Annotated in this window: 21 protein-coding genes; 9 read left to right on the plus strand and 12 right to left on the minus strand. The window is 42.2% G+C overall.

Annotated elements, in window-relative coordinates:
* Window positions 1-68 precede the first annotated feature (68 nt).
* Both L3V38_RS04900 and gloA read left to right on the plus strand, forming a co-directional pair.
* Window positions 69-485, plus strand: a complete 417-nt coding sequence (locus L3V38_RS04900) for a VF530 family DNA-binding protein (protein WP_237118568.1) — start codon at window positions 69-71, stop codon at window positions 483-485.
* Between the two features lie 196 nt (window positions 486-681).
* Complete coding sequence (gene gloA / locus L3V38_RS04905) at window positions 682-1212, plus strand: lactoylglutathione lyase (protein ID WP_237118569.1); 531 nt, start codon at window positions 682-684, stop codon at window positions 1210-1212.
* A gap of 75 nt (window positions 1213-1287) precedes the next feature.
* Here the strand turns inward: gloA and L3V38_RS04910 are convergent, their stop codons facing one another.
* The 12 genes from L3V38_RS04910 to L3V38_RS04965 all read right to left on the minus strand — a co-directional run bounded on the left by L3V38_RS04910 (window position 1288) and on the right by L3V38_RS04965 (window position 13855).
* Window positions 1288-1500, minus strand: coding sequence for a CPXCG motif-containing cysteine-rich protein (locus L3V38_RS04910; protein WP_237118570.1), 213 nt, complete (start codon window positions 1498-1500; stop codon window positions 1288-1290).
* Window positions 1501-1620: 120 nt separating this feature from the next.
* Window positions 1621-2727, minus strand: a complete 1107-nt coding sequence (locus tag L3V38_RS04915; protein WP_237118571.1) for a serine hydrolase domain-containing protein — start codon at window positions 2725-2727, stop codon at window positions 1621-1623.
* 121 nt (window positions 2728-2848) lie between these two features.
* Window positions 2849-3184 (minus strand): hypothetical protein, encoded by a 336-nt coding sequence (locus L3V38_RS04920; RefSeq protein ID WP_130149850.1) that lies wholly within the window; start codon window positions 3182-3184, stop codon window positions 2849-2851.
* A gap of 65 nt (window positions 3185-3249) precedes the next feature.
* Window positions 3250-4047: an enhanced serine sensitivity protein SseB gene (sseB, locus tag L3V38_RS04925; RefSeq protein WP_237118572.1), complete on the minus strand. Its 798-nt coding sequence runs from the start codon at window positions 4045-4047 to the stop codon at window positions 3250-3252.
* 195 nt (window positions 4048-4242) lie between these two features.
* On the minus strand, window positions 4243-6066 hold the full coding sequence (locus L3V38_RS04930; protein ID WP_237118573.1) for a serine/threonine protein kinase: 1824 nt from the start codon (window positions 6064-6066) through the stop codon (window positions 4243-4245).
* Between the two features lie 147 nt (window positions 6067-6213).
* On the minus strand, window positions 6214-6975 hold the full coding sequence (locus L3V38_RS04935; RefSeq protein WP_237118574.1) for an SDR family oxidoreductase: 762 nt from the start codon (window positions 6973-6975) through the stop codon (window positions 6214-6216).
* 9 nt (window positions 6976-6984) lie between these two features.
* Window positions 6985-7875, minus strand: a complete 891-nt coding sequence (mmsB, locus tag L3V38_RS04940; RefSeq protein ID WP_237118575.1) for a 3-hydroxyisobutyrate dehydrogenase — start codon at window positions 7873-7875, stop codon at window positions 6985-6987.
* A 17-nt stretch (window positions 7876-7892) separates the two neighbouring features.
* The gene (locus L3V38_RS04945; protein ID WP_237118576.1) at window positions 7893-9035 is read right to left on the minus strand and encodes an enoyl-CoA hydratase/isomerase family protein; all 1143 of its coding nucleotides are present in this window, start codon (window positions 9033-9035) and stop codon (window positions 7893-7895) included.
* The gene (locus L3V38_RS04950; protein ID WP_237118577.1) at window positions 9035-9814 is read right to left on the minus strand and encodes an enoyl-CoA hydratase; all 780 of its coding nucleotides are present in this window, start codon (window positions 9812-9814) and stop codon (window positions 9035-9037) included. Before L3V38_RS04950 ends, L3V38_RS04945 begins: the two co-directional genes overlap by 1 nt.
* A 10-nt stretch (window positions 9815-9824) precedes the next feature.
* A complete protein-coding gene (locus L3V38_RS04955; protein ID WP_237118578.1) occupies window positions 9825-10982 on the minus strand; it encodes an acyl-CoA dehydrogenase family protein in 1158 nt (385 codons plus the stop codon).
* 109 nt (window positions 10983-11091) lie between these two features.
* Window positions 11092-12582: a CoA-acylating methylmalonate-semialdehyde dehydrogenase gene (locus L3V38_RS04960; protein WP_237118579.1), complete on the minus strand. Its 1491-nt coding sequence runs from the start codon at window positions 12580-12582 to the stop codon at window positions 11092-11094.
* A gap of 91 nt (window positions 12583-12673) precedes the next feature.
* Window positions 12674-13855 carry an acetyl-CoA C-acyltransferase gene (locus tag L3V38_RS04965; protein WP_237118580.1) on the minus strand — a complete coding sequence of 394 codons (1182 nt, stop codon included), beginning with the start codon at window positions 13853-13855 and terminating at the stop codon, window positions 12674-12676.
* A gap of 341 nt (window positions 13856-14196) precedes the next feature.
* On the opposite strand from L3V38_RS04965, the gene L3V38_RS04970 reads away from it, so the two are divergent.
* Genes L3V38_RS04970 through L3V38_RS05000 form a run of 7 tightly spaced genes read left to right on the plus strand, consistent with a single transcriptional unit; the run spans window position 14197 to window position 21837 of the window.
* Window positions 14197-14631: a MerR family DNA-binding transcriptional regulator gene (locus tag L3V38_RS04970; protein WP_054553803.1), complete on the plus strand. Its 435-nt coding sequence runs from the start codon at window positions 14197-14199 to the stop codon at window positions 14629-14631.
* Between the two features lie 44 nt (window positions 14632-14675).
* The gene (locus tag L3V38_RS04975) at window positions 14676-15851 is read left to right on the plus strand and encodes an isovaleryl-CoA dehydrogenase (protein WP_063705375.1); all 1176 of its coding nucleotides are present in this window, start codon (window positions 14676-14678) and stop codon (window positions 15849-15851) included.
* Between the two features lie 9 nt (window positions 15852-15860).
* Window positions 15861-17468, plus strand: coding sequence for a carboxyl transferase domain-containing protein (locus L3V38_RS04980; RefSeq protein WP_237118581.1), 1608 nt, complete (start codon window positions 15861-15863; stop codon window positions 17466-17468).
* 10 nt (window positions 17469-17478) lie between these two features.
* Window positions 17479-18249 (plus strand): enoyl-CoA hydratase/isomerase family protein, encoded by a 771-nt coding sequence (locus L3V38_RS04985; protein ID WP_237118582.1) that lies wholly within the window; start codon window positions 17479-17481, stop codon window positions 18247-18249.
* Between the two features lie 8 nt (window positions 18250-18257).
* Entirely contained in the window at window positions 18258-20222 is a 1965-nt protein-coding gene (locus L3V38_RS04990; protein ID WP_237118583.1) for an acetyl/propionyl/methylcrotonyl-CoA carboxylase subunit alpha, read from the plus strand.
* Window positions 20222-21127: a hydroxymethylglutaryl-CoA lyase gene (locus L3V38_RS04995; RefSeq protein ID WP_237118584.1), complete on the plus strand. Its 906-nt coding sequence runs from the start codon at window positions 20222-20224 to the stop codon at window positions 21125-21127. Before L3V38_RS04990 ends, L3V38_RS04995 begins: the two co-directional genes overlap by 1 nt.
* A gap of 11 nt (window positions 21128-21138) precedes the next feature.
* Window positions 21139-21837, plus strand: coding sequence for a CoA transferase subunit A (locus L3V38_RS05000; RefSeq protein ID WP_054553797.1), 699 nt, complete (start codon window positions 21139-21141; stop codon window positions 21835-21837).
* Window positions 21838-21842 lie beyond the last annotated feature (5 nt).

Here is a 21842-nt window from a genome sequence, read left to right on the forward strand (position 1 = left end):
CAAGTTAGCTATAAAACTAGGGTAAAGGCAATTATACTTACCCTAGTTTTGTAATACCGGACAGTCTAATGAGTAATAAAGAAATTTTCAGCAATAACCCACTGCAAGGTGTTGGTATCGAGCAAGTCGTCACAGAGCTTGTCGAACAATATGGCTGGGAATTACTCCACGCCTATATGCGTTTGAACTGCTTTAAGAATAACCCAGATGTAAAATCTGCGGTTAAGTTTTTACGTAAAACCCAATGGGCACAAGAAAAAGTCGAGAACTTTTATTTGTATCGTCTTAAAAACTTACCACGCCCTGACGATGTAAACTACGAATTACCGCCACGCGATCGTGTGATCCCTGCAGATCAAAAACCAGGTGAACCGTGTGAGTTAAGTTTTACTGACGCCAAACGCATCCACGCTAAAAAAGAAGCAAAACAACTTGCTCGAGCTCGTAAACAACGTTCAAGTGCGAGTAATCCTTGGGGTAATTGACTTTAAGTTTTGAGCTATCAGTTTTTAGCTGTAAGTTGAAATATGCCGCCTGTTAGGGCGGTTTTTTATTTGAGTTAGCAAGTTAATATCTTCACAGCCAGTCAAACTCGTCAATATTATTTGTTATTAATTTAAGGGTAACGTGATTATGTTAGACTACTTTCATCATCATTAATGTCAGTTAAAAAGGATGTATATGTCTAACTACAACGAATCACCTGAACAAATCACGAATGCAACGCAAGGTTATGTTATGCAGCAAACAATGTTGCGCATTAAAGATCCAAAGCCGTCTCTAGATTTCTACCAAAACGTTTTAGGCATGAAGTTACTGGGTAAATATGACTTCCCTAAAATGGAGTTTACACTGTACTTTTTAGGTTATGAGCAAGACATGCCAACAGGCACCGATAAAGAAAAAGCACAGTGGGTGTTTCGCCGCCCTGCTCTTATCGAGCTTACACATAACTGGGGCACAGAAAAGGACGACAGCTTTACAGGTTACCATAGTGGTAATGATGAACCAAAAGGCTTTGGTCATATCGGTATTAGCGTGCCAGACGTATACGCAGCATGTGAGCGCTTTGCAAAATACGATGTTGAGTTTGTAAAAAAACCAGACGATGGTTCTATGAAAGGCTTAGCCTTTATTAAAGACCCTGATGGTTATTGGATAGAAATACTCTCGGCTGAAGGGATCACTGAGATAATTGAAGATCACAAATAAGAAAACCTTATATTAAAACCTGCCATCTAGCAGGTTTTAATATTTGATGAATTAGAAATCTTAGTATTTCATTTTTTAATAGTTAGAAAAGCTACAACTTTCATCATCGCTTGATACAGAAACGGAAAGTTCTTCATCACTGTTTTCAAAAACTAAAAAATTTATTGGCTTACAACAAACTTGGCAATCTTCGATGTATTGTTGATTTAAGTCTGCAGGGTCAAGTAAAACATCTATTTGTTCACCGCAATATGGACATGCAATCGTTTTTTCAGTTAATTGATTCATCAGTACGACTCCCTAATATTGAGTTCTATACTAAGTAGATTGTTCTTATCTCAATGCTTTTCAACATAACCACCTTATTGAGTATCAAAATACCTATTAAGTAAGCTTAGTTGCTACAAACTACTCACTTTTAGGCTTGCGCAATTTAGATAAAATAAGACTATCAATATCATTACTAACGCTTCCTATGCTGCTATTGGTAAGTATGACGTAGCCTCTATTTTGGTCTGTAATCGACCGTGTTAAGGCTATCCAACCTTGGTTGAATCCAGCGAACCCTAAACTTTTATTTTCTGAATCGACAACATAACTCATACTCCAGCGATCTCCTGTGTTTGCTACAGGTGTAATCATTTCTGTAATTAGAGCTTGTGATATAAGACGAGAGCCATTGTATTTATTTTCCTTATTTTTAAGCACGGCTAAATTAAATCGTGCTAAATCAATAGCAGTCGTTTGTAAACCCGCAGCAGCTTGCTCAGCAAAGTAGATCATGGATGTTTTCTTTGCATTTTCATCATACGGTGTTGCTGATTTACTCATAACAGCAGGTGTTACATTAAATGTTGAGTTATTCATGCCGAGCGGCTTAAGTACATTTTTCTGCATATAGTCTTCAAAACTTAAACCCGATACATCTTCTATGAGTAACTGAACAATAGAGTACCCACCACCTGAGTAGGACCATTTTGTATTTGGTGTATGTATTAATTTTACATCGCCTGCACCATTATTCTTGCCATTTAATGAATCAACAATCGAAGGAACATCAGTCGGTGAACCCCATCCAAAATAAGGACCGAGAGACAAGCCCGATGTATGCGACAGAACATTTCTTAATGTTACATTTTCAGTTCCAAACTCAGACTTAGGTATCTTCCAGCGTTTTAAATAATTATTTATTGGTTTATCAAGTTCAGTTTTACCTTGATCCACCAACTGCATAACCCCCCACGAAGTTACTACTTTTGATATTGAGCCCACATTAAACATGGTATTCTCTGTAATCGCTTTTTGACTTTCAATATCAGCAAAACCATAAGAAAGAAATCCAGTAACCTCTTCGTCTTGAACAAAGGCAACAGCTACACCTGGGGCTTTATGCTTATCTAAAATCTTTGGTACAGCCTGATCAAGCTCAGCTTTTAATTCTGAGAAATAAGTCGTCTCAGCTGCTTGAGCATTACTAATAACGAAAAAAACAATAAAAAATAATAATTTATTCATAACATCCCTTTTGAAATACTAAATAACGTAAATACACGCTTCTAAAGTAAGAATCTCTTATAATAAAAACAACCTACTATTAATTATTTAAGTAAATTCCTATAAGTATTTACAGCAATATCTAGTAACTTTGGTTTTTTGTTAGTCTTACGCCATCAACAACCATTACCCATTGGTCATCAACCAAGTGTGGTGCTTCTGTCACATCGAAATTAGAGGTAAAAAAAGCCACACCTACTACAAAGTCATCTCCTCTAAACTCTTTTAACGGCGCGTTTATAGATGTTGACCCACCATCTTGGACCCTCTCATATACCACCGTACCGTCTTGATGGATAAGTAAGTACATTTCTTTGCTTTCCCACTCACCTACGTAAGATAACTTATCCGCTGGCAAAGGCTTGCTACAAGAAGTCAGAGCGAGCACAGCTAAAACAAGTAAAATAAACTTTTTCATAATCCCTCACGATTAACTAAACATCACATTGGGCAACAACTAAGCATTTAAAATACCAAAGATTTTTATGCCTTCCCTGAGCCAAGCGCAGAACAAAGCTTCGTTCCCCATCTTTTCTCATAAAAGGGCTTAATTTGAGTTAGCAAAAACTCACTTAAACCAGAGTCATTTTCTGTGATTTGATAAAAATCTATTGATTCACCTTTTGGTAATGTATCTGTGGCGACAGAGCCTGCTTCTGTTATCACTTTTTTAGCGTCACCATCTGTTTCAATGCCAATAATTAAATGCGGCTTTTCATCAACGGATTTATCGTGCATTAAAGCAAGGTAGGCGCTATTCACATTTCTATGCTTTGCGAATAACTGAGTTAAAGAGTCAATCATTTTATGAGGATAATTAGCAGGCTCTCCCAATAGGACTGTTGTTTCTTTCTCAACAACTCTTTGTACTGGAGACTGACTGATACCTGTGGTTAATAAGTGAGCCACTTCCTGTGGTAAAAACTCTTTACCATAATTTGACTTAGGATTGAGGAATAATGTAGCTCCTTGTGTCATTTCAAATAAAGAGCGGGTTGGCAGCATCAAATACGACTGTTCAGTATCAATGGATTTCTGAAGCACTTCTAAAGACGAAAAAAACGGGATGACAGATAAGCCATCGGCTCTTTGCCAATGTTGTATTTGAATGTGACTACCAGCTTCAAGGTTGCTATGCCCATAAGCTTCTACTTGTTCTGTAGCACCCAGTAAAAACACGTTTGAATTAAGTAAAGTTTCGCAAAATTCTGGCCGATGAGCAGGTTCATCTGCTGCAAGCCTTAATAGTTCTTCAAGTTTATTTTCTTCGATTGTTTCCACAACTCTTCCTTAAGCTGGTTTACACCTAAAATGGCAGGTTGAAGTGAGTAATGCTTAGCTTTTTGAAATTAGCTGCTTGCATTAAACCACGATTATCGCGCGTGTACAAAAAGTGACAATATAATACGCGTTCTATATTTTATTTTGGAAAGTTGTATTTTCAATACCGTTTACAATGAGTTTTAGTTAAATAACTCATTTCACCAAAACTCTTTTCGGATCACGCGGATAAAACTCATCGGGCTGTTTAGCACATAAATCAAATTCACGGGTATTTTTGTAAGGTAGTTTCATAAAGCCAGCTACACCTACATCAGTTATACTTACTGCATATTGCATCAACTTACTTAGCAAACGTTTAAATTCAGGCTCTTTACTTGCATCAAGCAGACGATAGTAATGATGTATTTTCATCCTATCTGGTAAGGCTTCAAAAATGATACAGCCCGTATGGTGTATCTGATTTAGCTCAAATACGCACTTTATGACCTTTTTCGGGAGCTGTAATTGCTCGTCAGGGTCTTTACCATCTTCAAAATAAGAGTGTGGCCTGGTTACGTCTGAGGCTTGTACATCCATTACTTCATAATCAAGCTCAGGTAAATTTTCAAATTTAAACGCACCGGTGCCATCACGTTCGAGCTGAATTGTTTTACGCGCATCAAACAAGCAACATTTAAAGAGGCCTTTTTGTTCAATCCCTTGGGCTAACATCACTGTGTTGTTAATCGCATCGGTAAACGCAGTGCCGAGTGTTTCATCATGCAGAATAAGGGAAGACTCAACAAACAGTGAGTTTTCTTTCCAATGAAAACTTAGGCCACCTACTACTGGGTATTTTGCTAATCGGCTTATAGAGGCCAAAAATGCTTTTTCGGTGTCGCCGGTATCAAATAAAAATTCTTTGTAGTATCTATCGAGCTGGGCATCGTTTACATCAAGTAATTGTTGATTATGGTCGGCTTGTCTTAAAAATTGCTTACGGGAGCTATAAACCACTGTATCTGGGTGCTCATCAAACTCACTAAACCAATAAGGAATATGAGGGCGAATGACTTTACGGGGTAACTCAGGGAGGTAAGCTTTGGCCATTGTAGGCATGTTACGCATAAAATAATCACCCGCACCATCACGAGTGGACTTATTTTTTGAAAGCATACCGTCAATAACACGGGCAAGCTCCATGGGTAAATTGAGGCTTGTAGCCGGAATAACAGCAGCTCCAAATCGACACGACTGTGCAGACGCCAGTGCATAAAGGGTTGATGCAACACCCTGCTCATCAAAACGTGGCGATGACTGCCCGCCCGACATTTGTTCATCACCAATAAAATACACATCCCCCATGCGTGCATTAGTGGTGCTGATATCAGCAGACATAAGATCCATAAAGTTACTGGCAACAGGGTTACCTTCTGCGTCTATTTGTGCATAAACAGAGCTGCCCCAATCCACCAACGACAACTTATTTGTTTGTTCATCATAAACGATGTTAGAGGGTTTAATATCACCATGTACAATTGGTTGCGGGCTTAAGCCATTTTTATGTTCGCGTAAGTCAATAAGAACATTGCGAAGCTTAAGCGCCAGCGCCATAATTTTTGCTGCGCTAAAACGCCCCTGTTTGATGGAGATTTTTTCTAAGTCTTCACCTAGAGCGCGCTCCATCATTAAGATTCCTTGCTTTTTAATGCGCTCAAATGCATAAAACTTTGGTACGAGTGGGTTATGCACTTGCGAAAGCATGTACGCTTCGTCTTCTAAACGGTCACGCACACTTTGCGCAAGCGTTATGCGTGAAAACTTAAACACCCAAGGCATACCTTCGTCATCAATACCCGCAAATACAAAGCCAAATGCACCAGAACCAATTAATTCAACGTCACTGTAACCAAGCAAGGTTAGCTGTTTAATACAAATGTTAAGCCATTGACGGTGCTTTTTAGCATCATGGTGAGACAGCAAATAAACAGACTGTTCTTCATTGATATAAAAATTGCGGATTTGTTTAGGATTCACTGCATCTCTCAAGGTAGAAAACGACTTTAATTATTGAATGTAGGAAAGTTAATTACAAGGGCTGAGTTCAATTAAGGTTTGTTACGACTTAAAGCAAAAAAACGGCAAGCAAAGCTTACCGTTTTGGGACTCAATGGGTAGTTGAAATTAAAGTCTTATACCACCATCAATTTCTACAACACGACCTGTAAAGAAATCGTTCTCTACAATGTATTGTGCTGTTTGGGCAATTTCTTGTGCTTCACCAAAACGACCCACTGGCGTTACCGCCATCATGCGTTGTTTTGCTTCTGGTTTCATTGCATCTGTCATTGCAGTGCGAATAACACCCGGTGCGATTGCACCAACACGGATACCAAAGCGACCTAACTCTTTCGCCCAACCCGTTGTCATCGCAACAACACCGGCTTTAGACGCTGCATAGTTTGTTTGGCCAATGTTACCAGCACGGGCAACACTCGACATATTAACGATAACGCCACCTTTGCCAGACTCAATCATGTGGCTCGCAGCTTCACGCCCTGCTAAGAATACACCGGTTAGGTTCACATCAATCACAGATTGAAATTGAGCCAACGACATTTTATCTACCACTTTGCCTTCTTTTGCTTTGATAAACATACCATCGCGTAAGATACCCGCGTTGTTAATTAATACGCCTATATGGCCAAAGTCTTTGTTAATCGTGTTAAACGTTGCTACCACTGCATCTTCATCTGTAACATTAGCAGCATACGCCATGACTTTTGTGCCATATTTAGCAAGCGCTGATACTGCAGTATCAAGTACGTCTTGTTGCATATCGATAAGGGCGATGTTCGCACCAAGCGATGCAAATTTCTCAGCCATCGCAAAACCTAAACCTTGCGCACCACCGGTAATTACAATGTTGTTGTTTTTAATTTCCACAACAATCTCCTACTTCGAGAATAATTTAAAAATAGCGCTAAAATCATCACTACCCGCACCTTGATGCTGAAGCATAGTGTATAGATTCTTCGCCATTGACCCCATTGGGGTAGATGAATTACTTTGCTGAGCCGCTTCCATAGCAAGACCTAAGTCTTTTGCCATTAAATCAACCATAAAGCCCGGTTTATAATCATTACTTGCTGGCGCCGTTTCCATTACACCAGGGCATGGGTTATAAAGCTCAAGTGTCCAGTTACGGCCAGAGCTTGCAGTCATGATGTCACTTAACACTTTTGGATCAAGCCCGTTGTTAATGCCCATTTGTAGTGCTTCGCTAGTACCAGCCATTAAAATGCTTAGCAGCATGTTGTTACAGATTTTTGCGACTTGTCCTGCGCCAATATCACCAGCATGGAAGATGTTTTTACCCATATCTACTAGAGCAAGCTTGGCTTTTTCAAAGTGGCTTTGCTCACCACCGACGATAAAGGTTAAAGTGCCCGCTGTTGCACCTGCAACACCACCTGATACCGGCGCATCAACAAAATCAATACCTTTTTGAGCAAGTTCGCTACCCACTTGACGCGCTGATTCGGCATCAATGGTTGAGCAGTCAATAACCAAAGTTTTGCTATCAAGTAAGTTGATAAGACCTGTTTCGCCTAAGTAAAGCGATTTAACGTGTTTGCTTGCCGGTAGCATACTGATAAAAATATCAGCGCCAATGGCACACTCTGCTGCATCGTTTGCAGCAATTGCACCTTTATCGGCAAGCTCACTGACCGCCGCTTTATTTAAGTCAAACACGCGAACTGTATGACCTGCATTGACAAGGTTTGCCGCCATTGGGCCACCCATGTTGCCTAAACCAATAAATCCTATTGTTAATTTAGCCATTTGTTTACCCCTTGGACTTAAGATGACGTTAATGAGTTAAGTGGGTGAGATTGCTCATCCCAGCGTGCTGTAAAAAAGCTATCTACAACTGCTTCGTCGATATCGCTAAGCGATTTAAACTGCCAGTTAGGTGCACCGTCTTTGTCGATTAGTAGCGCACGAACGCCTTCTTGGAACTCGCCTACTTCGCCACAGCGTACTGACATACCCAGCTCCATTTTGAAGCACTGTGCTAACGTCATCTCTTTTGAATTTGCTAATTGACGTTCAACCAGCGCACAACTAAGCGGACAACCATGTGCTAATGACTTTTGCGCACGGGTAAGCCATTTGTCTTCGGTTTCTAAAGCTTGAATGTAGTCAATTTTGCACTGCAATGAATCAAATTCAGCCAGCTTTTGTATAACCGCTAAGTTATCTTTTATATTACCTTTAGGGACACGGCCTGAAATATTATCAATGGAGATTAAAATGTTTGTCAGCTTTTCGTGGTTTAATGAAGCTGTTTTGCCCCACTTTTCAGCGGTGATAGCCGTTAAAATAGCGTCATATTTATCTGCTGTTGCATAGTGATCAGCAAGATTAACAAACAAGGCATCTTCAGCATTGATAGACGCCGCAGTTAATCCTAAAAATAAACCGACTTGCTCAGGCATTTTATGTAAGAAGTAACTGCCGCCCACATCTGGGTATAAACCAATGGTTAGCTCAGGCATGGCAATACGTGATGTCTCTGTTACCACACGGTGACTTGCCCCAGCCATTAAACCAAGGCCGCCACCCATAACAATGCCATTACCCCAAAGTAATATTGGCTTTTCATAGCAGTGAATTAGGTAGTCTAATTTATACTCAAGGGTAAAAAAGTCTTCAATGTAGTTAGCAGGCTCACCTGTGCTCATTGCTTTATGCAGGCTTACTACATCGCCACCGGCACAAAATGCTTTTTCGCCAGCCCCTTTTAGAACGACCATGGCAACGGCGTCATCGTCAGCCCATTTTCTAAGCTGAGGCTCTAGCAATTGGATCATGTCGTAATTTAAAGCGTTTAAAGACTTAGGCGCATTGAGTGTCGCAATTGCAATGAGGCCGCTCTCGGCCTCTGCAGTTTCAAACACCACAGGCGCATCTTGATGATTTAGTAGTGTTACATTAGTCATTAGCCATTTACCCAATTTGCTTTACGCTTTTCTAAGAATGCATTCACGCCTTCTTTTTGGTCTTGCGTATCAAACAACTGTACAAACAACTCACGCTCTAATGGCAATGCATGAGACATAGGTTGTGTGCGACCTTTTTGGATAAGCTCTTTACATGCAGTCACAGCAACTGGGCTTTGCTCGCCAACTTGGTTAGCAAGTTTCATTGCCGCAGCTAAACTTTCGCCAGTACCAACCACTTCTTCAACAAGGCCAATTTCGCGTGCTTTGTCTGCTTTTAGGCGCTCGCCACATAAGATCATGCGTTTTGCCCAGCCTTCACCAACAAGCCATGCAAGGTTTTGCGTACCGCCAGCACAAGGCAACAAGCCAACTTTCGCTTCAGGAAGTGCCATTTGAGCTTGCTCTTCAGCAATACGAATATCACACGCAAGAGCCACTTCAAGACCACCGCCCATGGCATAACCATTAATTGCCGCGATTGATACACCACGGAAATTGGTTAACGCTTCAAATGCATCACCAAACACTTTTGACATAGTGGCAGCAACGCCTTTGTCACCGCTGGCAAACACGTTTAAATCAGCACCTGCGCTAAAGAACTTTTCACCTTGACCTGTGATCACCAATGCATAGACATTTTTGTTAGCATTTAGCTCAGTTACAGTGTCTTTAAGCGCGGTTAATGTATCTTGTGTCCAGGTATTCGCTGGCGGATTATTCATGGTTAAAACCGCTACGTTACCTTCAATATTTAAATCAATCGATGGATTAGACATAGGTTGCTCCTTATAGAATGTCGCCAGCTGACTCAGCTAAGATACGACGTGCGATAATCACACGCATGATTTCGTTTGTGCCTTCAAGAATTTGATGCACACGGACGTCTCTAAAATGACGCTCTAATGGGTATTCTTTGATGTAACCGTAACCACCGTGAATTTGTAATGCGTCGTCACAGACTTTAAAACCAACATCTGTAGCAAAACGTTTAGCCATCGCACAGTAAGTGGTTTTTTCACTGTCACCGGTATCTAGTTTAAATGCGGCTAAGCGCACCATTTGACGAGCAGCAACAAGCTCGGTGTTCATATCGGCAATCTTAAATTGCAGTGCTTGGAAAGCAGCTAATGGCTTACCAAATTGCTCACGTTCTTTTAGGTATTCGCGCGCAGTATTAAGAGCTGCTTGTGCTGTACCTAATGAACAGGTAGCAATATTAATACGACCGCCATCTAAGCCTTGCATTGCAAACTTAAAGCCTTCACCTTCTTGACCTAGTAAGTTAGCCGCAGGAATTCTGACACCTTCGAAGCTAATTAAACGTGTTGGCTGTGCATTCCAGCCCATTTTTTCTTCAGCTTTACCGTATTCGATACCTGCTGCATCTGCAGGCACAACAAATGCCGAAATACCGGCTGCGCCTTCACCACCAGTGCGCGCCATAACTACTAGTAAATCAGTTTCACCAGCACCCGAAATAAACATCTTAGAGCCTGAGATCACAAACTCATCGCCCTCTTTAACCGCTTTGGTTTTTAACGATGCCGCATCAGAGCCAGAGCCAGGCTCTGTTAAACAGTAAGACGCAAGTAACTCACCCATTACTAATTGTTCGCAGTACTGGGCTTTTACTTCCTCAGTACCAAAGCTTGCAATCATCCACGTTGCCATATTATGAATGGTCAACATAGCGGTTGTTGCGGTACAACCCATGGCAAGCTGTTCGAAAATAATGCTTGAATCTAGGCGAGATAAACCTAAGCCACCCGCTTCTTCAGGGGTATATAAACCACAAAAGCCTAGCTCACCGGCTGCTTTAATGGTGTCTTTAGGGAAAATGTGTTCTTGGTCCCACTTAGCTGCATGTGGAGCAAGTTCAGACTCTGCAAACTGACGGGCTGTTTCAGCAAACGCTTGCTGATCTTCGGTTAAATTAAAGTCCATAGTAGACCTCTATTTGTTGTCTTATTCTTGTGTGAATAACGATTGTTGTCGTTTAAATGTGTGTTCTTTGAGCGAGCGTGTGCTCGCTCAGCAGTAAATTAATTACGGCTTATTTAAGGTTGATACTCATGTTCGGGCCTGAGGCGATATCATCCTCGAACCAACGTGAAGTAATTGTTTTCGTTTCTGTGTAAAAACGAATACCTTGCTTACCGTAGGTGTGTTGGTCACCGTAGAATGAACCTTTCCAACCTGTGAAAGAGAAAAACGGGAGTGGAACAGGAATTGGCACGTTGATACCAACTTGACCTACTTCGATTTCATGTTGGAATTTACGTGCAGCAGCGCCGCTTGATGTGAATAACGAAGTACCGTTACCGTAAGGCGAGTTATTGATAAGCTCAATCGCCTCTTCTAGTGTATCTACAAACATACAAGCCAATACAGGACCAAAGATCTCTTCTTTGTATAAATCCATCTCGGTTGTTACATCAGTAAATAACGTTGGACCAACCCAGTTACCTTGCTCGTAACCTTCAACAGTAAAGTCAGAGCCATCAATTAAGCACGTTGCACCTTGTTCTTTACCACTTGCGATAAGTGATAGAATACGGTCTTTAGCAGCTTTTGATGTTTGTGGGCCGTAAGCCGCGTTGGTATCATCCCATACACCTGGGCGTACGTTTTCAAAGCCTGCTTTAATTTCGTCAACCCAGTCTTTTGCTTGACCAACAAACACAGCAACCGAAATACCCATACAGCGCTGACCCGCAGCACCTACAGACGCACCTACTAGGTTGTTTACAACATGCGATTTACTTGCATCAGGCATAATAACCATGTGGTTTTTTGCGCCTACACAAGCTTGCACGCGTTTAAGGTTTGCAGTGCCTTTTGAGTAGATGTATTCACCTACGCCACACGAACCAACAAATGAAATAGCACGTACTGCTGGGTCTTCTAATAAACGGTCAACTTGTGGTTTTGTACCATGAACAACTTGTAACACCCCTTTTGGCGCGCCCGCTTCAACAAATAGTTCAGCTAAACGCATCGGTGTTAGTGGATCTTGCTCTGATGGTTTCAGAATAAAGGTGTTACCACACACAATAGCCAGTGGGAACATCCATAATGGGATCATCGCAGGGAAATTAAATGGCGTAATACCCGCACATACACCCAGTGGTTGCATGTAAGAATAGGTATCGATTTTACGCGCTACGTTTTCCATTGTTTCGCCCATCATTAGTGATGGTGCATTGGCTGCTTGCTCAACCACTTCAATACCACGCCAAACATCGCCTTTGGCATCTTCAAATGTTTTACCCAGCTCATGACAAATAATCGTCGCAAGCTCGTCATGGTTTTCTTTTAGTAGTGCTGCGTATTTCATCATAATGCGCGCACGCTCAGAAATTGGCACTTCTTTCCATGTTTTAAATGTTTCTTTTGCAGAGGCAATGGCTGCATCCATTTCAGCATCCGTTGCACACGGAACTTGCGCTAACACTTCTTGGTTTGCAGGATTGATAACATCAATCAACTGCGTTGAACTTGATTGGGTAAATTCGCCGTTGATAAATAAAGGTACTTGGTGCATGAGGCACTCCTCCCCAGTGGGTATAAAGAGGCCGCAACATGATAGTTTTTAAAATACGTTGCGGCTGTGAGAGATTAAAATTCTAAAGTGATTAAATAACTTCGATTGCCATAGCAACAGCTTCACCACCACCGATACACAGTGAGGCAACACCTTTGCTAAGACCACGATTCTTTAATGCATGAATTAAGGTAACTAAGATACGCGCGCCGCTTGCACCAATTGGGTGACCAAGTGCACAAGCACCGCCGTTTACGTTTACTTTGCTTTCATCAAGTTTTAACTCGTTAATTGCAAGCATAGTCACCATCGCAAACGCTTCGTTGATTTCCCATAAATCAACATCATTCACAGACCAACCTGCTTTTTCTAAAAGCGATTGCATCGCGCCAACCGGTGCTAAAGTAAATTCGCTTGGAGCCTGAGAATGTGTGCTGTGAGCAACGATACGGCAAAGTGGCGTTAAACCTTGTGCTTTAGCATCTGATTCACGCATTAACACAAGCGCTGCTGCACCATCAGAAATTGATGACGAGTTTGCAGCTGTAATCGTGCCATCTTTTTTGAATGCAGGACGTAAACCTGGGATTTTATCAGGGCGTGCATTGCCTGGTTGCTCATCAATCGCAACGGTCACATCACCTTTACGTGTAGAAATAGTGTGCGCTGCAATTTCATTATCAAATGCGCCTGTCTCAATCGCGCTGTTTGCTTTAGTCAGTGAGCTAAGTGCAAAGTTATCCATTTGTTCACGACCAATTGAATATTGATCGGCAGTGTCTTGTGCAAAACAACCCATTGCTTTGTTGTCGTAAGCATCTTCAAGGCCATCACACATCATGTGGTCTTTCACTTCGCCATGACCCATACGCATACCTGAACGTGCATTCGGTAACATATAAGGCGCATTACTCATGCTTTCCATACCACCCGCAACAGCGGTGTTTATAGAGCCTGACTTAATTAAGTCATGGGCAAACATTGCAGCTTTTAAGCCAGAGCCACATACTTTGTTGATTGTTGTTGCGCCAGTACCTTGATTAAGGCCCGCTTTTAACATTGCTTGGCGAGCAGGTGCTTGACCAAGACCAGCTGGTAATACACAGCCCATGATCACTTCGTCAATCTTATCGGCAGATAAACCGGCTTGCTCTAAGCTACTTTTAATAGCTGTAGCACCTAAATCAGTTGCGTGTGCACCACTTAGTGCGCCCATAAAACCACCCATAGGGGTACGTTTTGCGGCAACAATAACAACGGCTTCAGTAGTCATAATTGGCTCCATGTAAGTGGTTATCATCATGTGTTCAAATCATGTGTAACCAAACAGTTAATTTGTTATAGTTTAATTTCGATTTAATTCAGCATACATAATATTTACGTTTACGCCAACGTAAATCTAAAATCAACTTTTTTGCGGTCGTTAAAACTGTAAACTTATCTGTATTTTGTTGTATTAAAAATCGAACATCTGCTTACAAGGCTAGATAAATAAAGCTTTTCAACAAATCCAACCAGTTATCTTTATAAGTCTAAAGTATAACTCCCAAATCACCCTTTACCTTTACGTAAACTTCACTTATATTGGTGTTATTCGAATGAGGTAAATAAATCATGAAACAAGACAATCAAACAAACTTTGAAAGCGCAGCAGTTGAACCTGCTAGCAATGAGCAAACGTTTAGTATCAGCGAACTAGCAAAAGAATTTGATATTACCACCCGCTCTATCCGCTTTTATGAAGACCAAGGCTTGATCTCACCTGATCGCAATGGTCAAACCCGTATTTATTCAAAACGCGACAAAGTAAGACTAAAACTTATTCTACGCGGTAAACGCTTAGGTTTTACCTTGGCTGAAACGGGTCGTTTGTTTGAACTGTACGATGCAGACAAATCAAGCGCTAAGCAGCTAGTGACTATGCTTGACCTTATCGCAGAGAAAAAAGCCGACCTAAGCCAACAGATGGACGACATTAAAGTTGTACTGATGGAATTAGTTACAGCAGAACGTCGCTGTCGTGAAACCCTTAATAATTTAGACGAATAACCTGACAACAATCTCGTCAACAGACTCTCACAGGAACACACATTATGAGCACTATTTCACTATACAAAGAAATGAACTTCGGACTTGGCGAAACAGCAGACATGATCCGCGATCACGTTAATAGCTTTGCGAGCCAAGAAATTGCCCCACTTGCAGAACAAACCGATATAGATAATGCCTTCCCTAATCAACTTTGGCCACAGCTTGGCGAAATGGGTTTATTAGGTATGACAGTACCTGAAGAATTTGGCGGTGCGGGCCTTGGTTACCTTGAGCATGTAATCGCAATGGAAGAAATTAGCCGTGCAAGCGCATCGATTGGTTTAAGTTATGGTGCTCATTCAAACCTATGTGTTAACCAAATTAACCGTAATGGGTCACAGGCACAAAAAGAAAAATACCTGCCTAAGCTTATCAGCGGTGAGCACATTGGTGCCCTTGCGATGAGTGAGCCAAATGCGGGTTCTGATGTTGTATCAATGAAATTAAAAGCTGAGAAAAAAGGCGATGTGTTTGTACTTAACGGTAACAAGATGTGGATCACTAATGGTCCAGATGCCGATACCTTTGTTATCTATGCAAAAACAGATTTAAATGCTGGCCCTAAAGGGATCACAGCGTTCATCGTTGAACGTAACACACCAGGATTCTCTACTGCACAAAAGCTAGACAAACTTGGTATGCGTGGCTCTAACACCTGTGAATTAGTGTTCGAGAACTGCGAAGTACCAGCAGAAAACATTCTAGGTAACTTAAACGAAGGCGTAAAAGTACTTATGAGTGGCCTTGATTATGAGCGTGTTGTTTTAGCCGCTGGCCCGCTTGGCATTATGCAAGCATGTATGGACATTGTGGTTCCTTATATTCATGAGCGTAAACAATTTGATAGCCCAATTGGTCAGTTCCAGCTTATTCAAGGCAAAATCGCTGATATGTATACGCAAATGAATGCTGCTCGTTCATACGTTTACACGGTAGCTCGTGCATGTGATCGCGGCGAAACAACGCGTAAAGATGCCGCTGGTGCGATTTTATATGCCGCAGAGCTTGCGACTAAAATGGCCCTTGATGCTATCCAAATCTTAGGCGGTAATGGTTATATTAACGAATACGCGACAGGTCGTTTATTACGTGATGCAAAACTATATGAAATTGGCGCAGGTACCTCTGAAATCCGCCGCATGCTAATTGGTCGCGAATTATTCACTGAAAGCCGATAGGACCTTGTTATGACGATTTTAAAATCGAGTGTAAATCCACACGATCCGCAATTTTTGCAAAATCACGAAAACATGGCCGCTCTCGTAAGTGATTTACGTGAAAAAGTAGCGGATATCCGTTTAGGCGGTGGCCCTGCCCTAATTGAGCGCCACCAAGGCCGTGGTAAGTTGTTTGTTCGTGACCGTATTGAAACGCTACTTGATGAAGGCTCGCCATTTTTAGAGATTTCACAATTTGCTGCCTTTGGCGTATATGAACAAGCTATTCCTTGTGCCGGTGTTGTGGCTGGGATTGGTCGTGTGAAAGGCGTTGAATGTATGATCATCGCCAATGATGCAACCGTAAAAGGCGGCACATACTTTCCACTAACAGTTAAAAAACACCTGCGTGCCCAAGATATCGCAGAGCGTTGTCATTTACCGTGTATTTATTTAGTTGATTCAGGCGGTGCAAACCTGCCTGAACAAGATGATGTATTTCCAGATAAATTACACTTTGGCCGAATTTTCTATAATCAGGCTCGTATGTCTGGTAAAGGCATTCCACAAATTGCGGTCGTAATGGGTTTATGTACTGCAGGTGGTGCTTATGTACCAGCGATGGCTGATGAAAGTATTATCGTAAAAGAGCAAGGCACAATTTTCTTAGCAGGCCCGCCACTGGTTAAAGCAGCTACGGGTGAAGAAGTGAGTGCTGAAGAGCTCGGTGGTGCTGATGTTCACTGTAAAACATCTGGTGTTGCCGACCACTATGCTGAAAACGATGCCCATGCACTTTCTATCGCGCGCCAATGTATTGAACGAATTAACTATCAGCGCCCTACTGCACCGTTACTTGATGATGTAAAACCGCCGCGTTACGACATTAACGAAATTTACGGCATTGTGGGTACCGACCTCAAAAAGCCATTTGATGTACGCGAAGTAATTGCCCGTGTTGTTGATGATTCATCGTTTGATGAATTTAAACGCTACTTTGGCGAAACACTAGTAACCGGCTTTGCAAAAATATTTGGTCACCCTGTCGGTATTGTTGCCAACAACGGCATTTTATTCAGTGAATCAGCGCAAAAAGGCGCGCACTTTATACAACTATGTGCACAACGCAAAATTCCTTTGGTGTTTTTACAAAACATTACTGGCTTTATGGTTGGTAAAAAGTACGAAGCCGAAGGTATCGCCAAACATGGGGCGAAAATGGTAACCGCTGTGTCATGTGCTGATGTACCAAAATTCACCGTGTTAATTGGTGGCTCGTATGGTGCAGGTAACTACGGTATGTGTGGCCGTGCATTCGAACCAACCATGATGTGGATGTGGCCAAACGCCCGTATCTCGGTAATGGGTGGTGAACAAGCAGCTGGCGTTCTTGCTCAAGTAAAACAAGACGGTTTAGCCCGTAAAGGCGAAAGCATGACTGATGAGCAAGTCCGTGAGTTTAAAAAGCCAATTATCGAGCAATACGAAAAACAAGGTCATCCATATTACGCCAGTGCCCGCCTTTGGGATGATGGCATTATCGATCCTGCTGATACCCGCAATGTATTGGGGCTTGCCTTAAGTGCAGCTAAAAATGCACCAGAGCGCGATTCGCAGTTCGGCGTATTTAGAATGTAATGGAGGCCTTATGTCAGTAACACTCGAAATAACAAAATCAAATGTGGCTGTGCTGGTACTAAGTCGCCCTGAAAAACACAATGCATTTAACGAAGAAGTCATCAGTGAGCTGATCCGTTTAATTGAACACGCAAACAGTTGCGATGTGCGCGCACTGGTTTTAAAAACCGATGGTAAGCACTTCTCTGCAGGGGCTGATTTAAATTGGATGAAGTCGATGGCTGGCAATGACTTTGCTGAAAACTTAGCGGATTCAATGCAGCTGGCAAAGCTTATGAAAGTCCTTGCTACAAGCCCTCACCCTACAATTTGTGCCGTACAAGGTGCTGCATTTGGCGGTGCGTTAGGCTTGATTGCCTGTTGTGATATCGCGATTTGCCAAGACGATGCGCAATTTTGCTTAAGTGAAGTAAAGTTGGGTCTTATTCCTGCGGTTATCAGCCCTTATGTCATTAAAGCTATTGGTGAACGCGCTGCACGTCGTTATTTTTTAACGGCTGAGATTTTTGACGCGCATACAGCCAAGCAACTGGGTTTAATTCACCAGATCACCGGCGATTTACAAACAGCGCTCGACAAACACTTACAAAACCTTGTCAACAATGGCCCTATTGCTGTTAAAGGAGCGAAGCAGCTAATCAATGATGTCGCTGGCAACGTAATAGATGATGCACTGATTGAGTTAACCGCTGAGCGCATTGCTCGCATTCGTGTATCTGAAGAAGGCCAAGAAGGCCTAACTGCTTTTTTTGAAAAACGTGCCCCTAACTGGCAGAAATAGGAACCATTATGACAACAAAATCATTGAAAAAAATTCTCGTTGCCAACCGTGGTGAAATTGCCTGCCGAGTTATGCGTACAGCAAAGCAAATGGGCTTAACAACGGTTGCAGTGTACTCAGATGCTGATAAACATGCTCAGCACGTAAAGCTTGCTGATGAGGCGTATCACATTGGTCCTGCGCCAAGTAAAGATTCGTACTTAGTGGCAGACAAAATCATCGATGTTGCAAAACAAGCAGGTGTTGATTGTATTCACCCAGGTTATGGTTTTTTATCTGAGAACTGTGACTTTGCGCTCGCGTGTGAGAAAAATGATATCGCCTTTATTGGCCCGCCAGCATCCAGCATTGAAGCCATGGGTTCAAAAACCCGCGCTAAAGAAATTATGCACCAAGCAAATGTACCTTTAGTGCCAGGTTACTATGGTGATAAGCAAGATACTGAGTTCTTACAATCTGAAGCTGAAAAAATTGGTTACCCGGTACTGATTAAAGCGGCCTTTGGTGGCGGTGGTAAAGGGATGCGAGTTGTAGAACACGCAAAAGACTTTATCAGTGCTCTTGAAGGTGCAAAACGTGAAGCAAAAGCCGGCTTTGGTAACGATTTAGTACTGTTAGAGCGCTATGTCACCAAACCTCGCCATGTTGAAGTACAAGTTTTTGCCGATAGTCATGGTAACTGTGTGTACTTAGGCGACCGTGACTGCTCATTACAGCGTCGTCACCAAAAAGTAATTGAAGAAGCCCCTGCTCCGGGTTTATCTGATGAACTTCGTAAAGAAATGGGTGAAGCAGCAGTACGTTGTGCCCAAGCGATTAACTATCGCGGTGCAGGTACGGTTGAGTTTTTATTATGCGGTGATGAATTCTTCTTCATGGAAATGAACACCCGTTTACAAGTAGAGCACCCAGTAACAGAAATGGTAACCGGTGTTGATTTGGTGAATTGGCAAATCAACATTGCGGCAGGTGAAGCATTACCACTTAGCCAAGCAGATATTCAGCTACAAGGTCACAGCTTTGAAGCGCGTATTTATGCAGAAGATCCAAGTAATGACTTTATTCCGTGTTCTGGCCACATTGACGCCCTATTCACACCGAACGAATCTGAATTTGTACGTATAGATACAGGGATTGCAGCGGGTGATGAAATTAGCCCGTTCTACGACCCTATGATTGCTAAATTAATTGTGCATGACGATAACCGTGAGGCAGCACTTGGGCGTTTATCAAAAGCACTAGAGCAATTTCACTTAGCTGGTTTTAGCTGTAACGTTAATTTCTTACATAACCTTGCTAACCACCCTATTTTTCAAGCAGGTGCACCCGATACGCACTTTATTGAAGACCAAGGTGATCGCCTTGTTGCTAAAAACGAGCAACAGTCTGTTATTGCGACCGTTGTGGCAGCCTATACGTATGCAAATCAACTAAAAGGTGAAAGCAGCAGCCCATGGCAACAATTAACAGGCTTTATGCTAAACAGTGACGCTAAAACAACAATTCCGTTTGTGGATTTAAACGTTCATGCTATTAAGACCTCAGAAGGCTTTAAAATCAGCCTAGATGGAGTTGACTATACAACCTCGGGCAAGGTTGAAAATGGCCTTGCAAACCTAGTCGTTAATGGCGAAAAAGTTGTGGCTCATATTAATCAAACAGACTCTCACATCACAGTGATGTACAAAGCACAGCAAACGGTGCTAGAACTGATTGATAAACACTATATTAGTGAACACGAAAGTGATGCATTGCCACTCGCTGCACCACTCAATGGTACTGTTGTTAAACATTTAGTTGAAGTGGGTAGTACTGTCGCTAAAGGTGACGCTGTTGTCATCATTGAAGCGATGAAAATGGAATACACCCTTAATGCCCCGCATGATGGTGTATTAACTAGCTATTGCTTTGCTGAAGGTGAACTGGTGAGCCACGGTGATATGCTAGCCATTGTAGAAGAGCCGGAGGCGTAATGGCACAGTTTCCTGATTTTGTTCGCATTGTAGAAGTTGGCGCCAGAGACGGCTTGCAAAATGAAGCTGCCGTTAGCACTCAAGATAAAGTCGCGCTTATCAACGCCCTTGCAGATGCTGGGCTTAAAGATATAGAAGGAGGCGCCTTTGTGTCACCTAAATGGGTGCCACAAATGGCTGATTCTAGCGATGTAATTAGCGCGTTAAATTTGCCTAATGTTAACTTAAGCGCCCTCACCCCGAATTTACGGGGTGCAGAGGCGGCAAAACAAGTCGGCATACAAGAATTTGCTATCTTTACAGCAGCAAGTGAAGCGTTTTGTCAAAAGAACATTAACTGCTCTATTGATGAAAGTATTGATCGCTTTAAAGATGTTATGGCTTTTGCCAAAGCGAATAACATTCGTGTTAGAGGTTATGTTAGCTGCGTTATGGGTTGCCCATATCAAGGTGATGTCGACTACAATGATGTATTAAACGTCTCAAAGCGATTACTTGAGCTCGGTTGTTACGAAATTAGCCTAGGTGACACCATTGGTGTAGGTACAGCGAGAAAAGTCGATGAGTTATTAGATTTACTCTTGCAACATATTGATAAATCTAAACTCGCTGTACATTTTCACGACACCTACGGGCAAGCGCTCACAAATATTTACACCGCCCTAAGCCGCGGTATAGCAACGGTTGACAGTGCTGTTGCAGGCCTTGGTGGCTGCCCTTATGCCAAAGGTGCGTCAGGAAATGTTGCCACTGAAGATGTAGTTTACTTACTACAAGGGCTTGGCATAGAGCATGGAATTGATTTAGAAAGACTGGCGAAAGCTGGTTGGGCTATTTGCAGTGCACTAAATAAACAACCTGTCAGCAAGGTATCACTTGCTCTAAAGAACACTCAGAATAATTAAGGAGTAGGCTCATGGCCGGTTTCGATAAAGTGGTTTCAAGTTATGAAGCTGCAATGGAAGGTTTAAAAGATGGCGATACTATTATCGCTGGTGGCTTTGGCTTGTGTGGTATTCCTGAGGGACTTATCAGTGAAATTAAGCGTAAACAGACTAAAAATCTAACCGTTGTCTCAAACAACTGCGGTGTAGATGATTTTGGTTTAGGGGTTTTACTTCACGATAAGCAAATTAAAAAAATCATCGCGTCTTATGTGGGTGAAAATGCGCTTTTCGAAAAACAACTACTCGATGGCGAAATTGATGTTGTTTTAACACCACAAGGGACACTCGCTGAGAAGATGCGCGCTGGTGGTGCGGGTATTCCTGCGTTTTATACAGCAACAGGTTACGGGACTCCTGTTGCCGAAGGTAAAGAAGTCAAAGAATTTGATGGTCGCCCGTATATCTTAGAAGAGTCAATTACAGGTGAGTTTGCCATTGTTAAAGCATGGAAAGCCGACCGCTACGGTAACCTTGTATTTCGCCACACAGCAATGAACTTCAACCCGATGGCCGCGACAGCAGGTAAAATTACCGTTGCTGAAGTTGAAGAGATTGTTGAACCAGGTGAACTTGAGCCAAGCCAAATTCATACCCCAGGTATTTATGTTAATCGCGTGATCAAAGGTGACTTTGAAAAACGCATTGAACGTGTAACAACTCGCGATTAAGGAGC

Origin of the sequence: Pseudoalteromonas sp. L1 (assembly GCF_021728095.1) — a bacterium.
Classification (GTDB): domain Bacteria; phylum Pseudomonadota; class Gammaproteobacteria; order Enterobacterales; family Alteromonadaceae; genus Pseudoalteromonas.

Excerpts from the sequence above, each read along its gene's own strand:
- L3V38_RS04900 (WP_237118568.1), top strand. The coding sequence starts at position 69 with ATGAGTAATAAAGAAATTTTCAGCAATAACCCACTGCAAGGTGTTGGT.
- gloA (WP_237118569.1), top strand. The coding sequence starts at position 682 with ATGTCTAACTACAACGAATCACCTGAACAAATCACGAATGCAACGCAA.
- L3V38_RS04910 (WP_237118570.1), bottom strand. The coding sequence starts at position 1,500 with ATGAATCAATTAACTGAAAAAACGATTGCATGTCCATATTGCGGTGAA.
- L3V38_RS04915 (WP_237118571.1), bottom strand. The coding sequence starts at position 2,727 with ATGAATAAATTATTATTTTTTATTGTTTTTTTCGTTATTAGTAATGCT.
- L3V38_RS04920 (WP_130149850.1), bottom strand. The coding sequence starts at position 3,184 with ATGAAAAAGTTTATTTTACTTGTTTTAGCTGTGCTCGCTCTGACTTCT.
- mmsB (WP_237118575.1), bottom strand. The coding sequence starts at position 7,875 with ATGGCTAAATTAACAATAGGATTTATTGGTTTAGGCAACATGGGTGGC.
- L3V38_RS04945 (WP_237118576.1), bottom strand. The coding sequence starts at position 9,035 with ATGACTAATGTAACACTACTAAATCATCAAGATGCGCCTGTGGTGTTT.
- L3V38_RS04950 (WP_237118577.1), bottom strand. The coding sequence starts at position 9,814 with ATGTCTAATCCATCGATTGATTTAAATATTGAAGGTAACGTAGCGGTT.
- L3V38_RS04955 (WP_237118578.1), bottom strand. The coding sequence starts at position 10,982 with ATGGACTTTAATTTAACCGAAGATCAGCAAGCGTTTGCTGAAACAGCC.
- L3V38_RS04960 (WP_237118579.1), bottom strand. The coding sequence starts at position 12,582 with ATGCACCAAGTACCTTTATTTATCAACGGCGAATTTACCCAATCAAGT.
- L3V38_RS04965 (WP_237118580.1), bottom strand. The coding sequence starts at position 13,855 with ATGACTACTGAAGCCGTTGTTATTGTTGCCGCAAAACGTACCCCTATG.
- L3V38_RS04970 (WP_054553803.1), top strand. The coding sequence starts at position 14,197 with ATGAAACAAGACAATCAAACAAACTTTGAAAGCGCAGCAGTTGAACCT.
- L3V38_RS04975 (WP_063705375.1), top strand. The coding sequence starts at position 14,676 with ATGAGCACTATTTCACTATACAAAGAAATGAACTTCGGACTTGGCGAA.
- L3V38_RS04980 (WP_237118581.1), top strand. The coding sequence starts at position 15,861 with ATGACGATTTTAAAATCGAGTGTAAATCCACACGATCCGCAATTTTTG.
- L3V38_RS04985 (WP_237118582.1), top strand. The coding sequence starts at position 17,479 with ATGTCAGTAACACTCGAAATAACAAAATCAAATGTGGCTGTGCTGGTA.
- L3V38_RS04990 (WP_237118583.1), top strand. The coding sequence starts at position 18,258 with ATGACAACAAAATCATTGAAAAAAATTCTCGTTGCCAACCGTGGTGAA.
- L3V38_RS04995 (WP_237118584.1), top strand. The coding sequence starts at position 20,222 with ATGGCACAGTTTCCTGATTTTGTTCGCATTGTAGAAGTTGGCGCCAGA.
- L3V38_RS05000 (WP_054553797.1), top strand. The coding sequence starts at position 21,139 with ATGGCCGGTTTCGATAAAGTGGTTTCAAGTTATGAAGCTGCAATGGAA.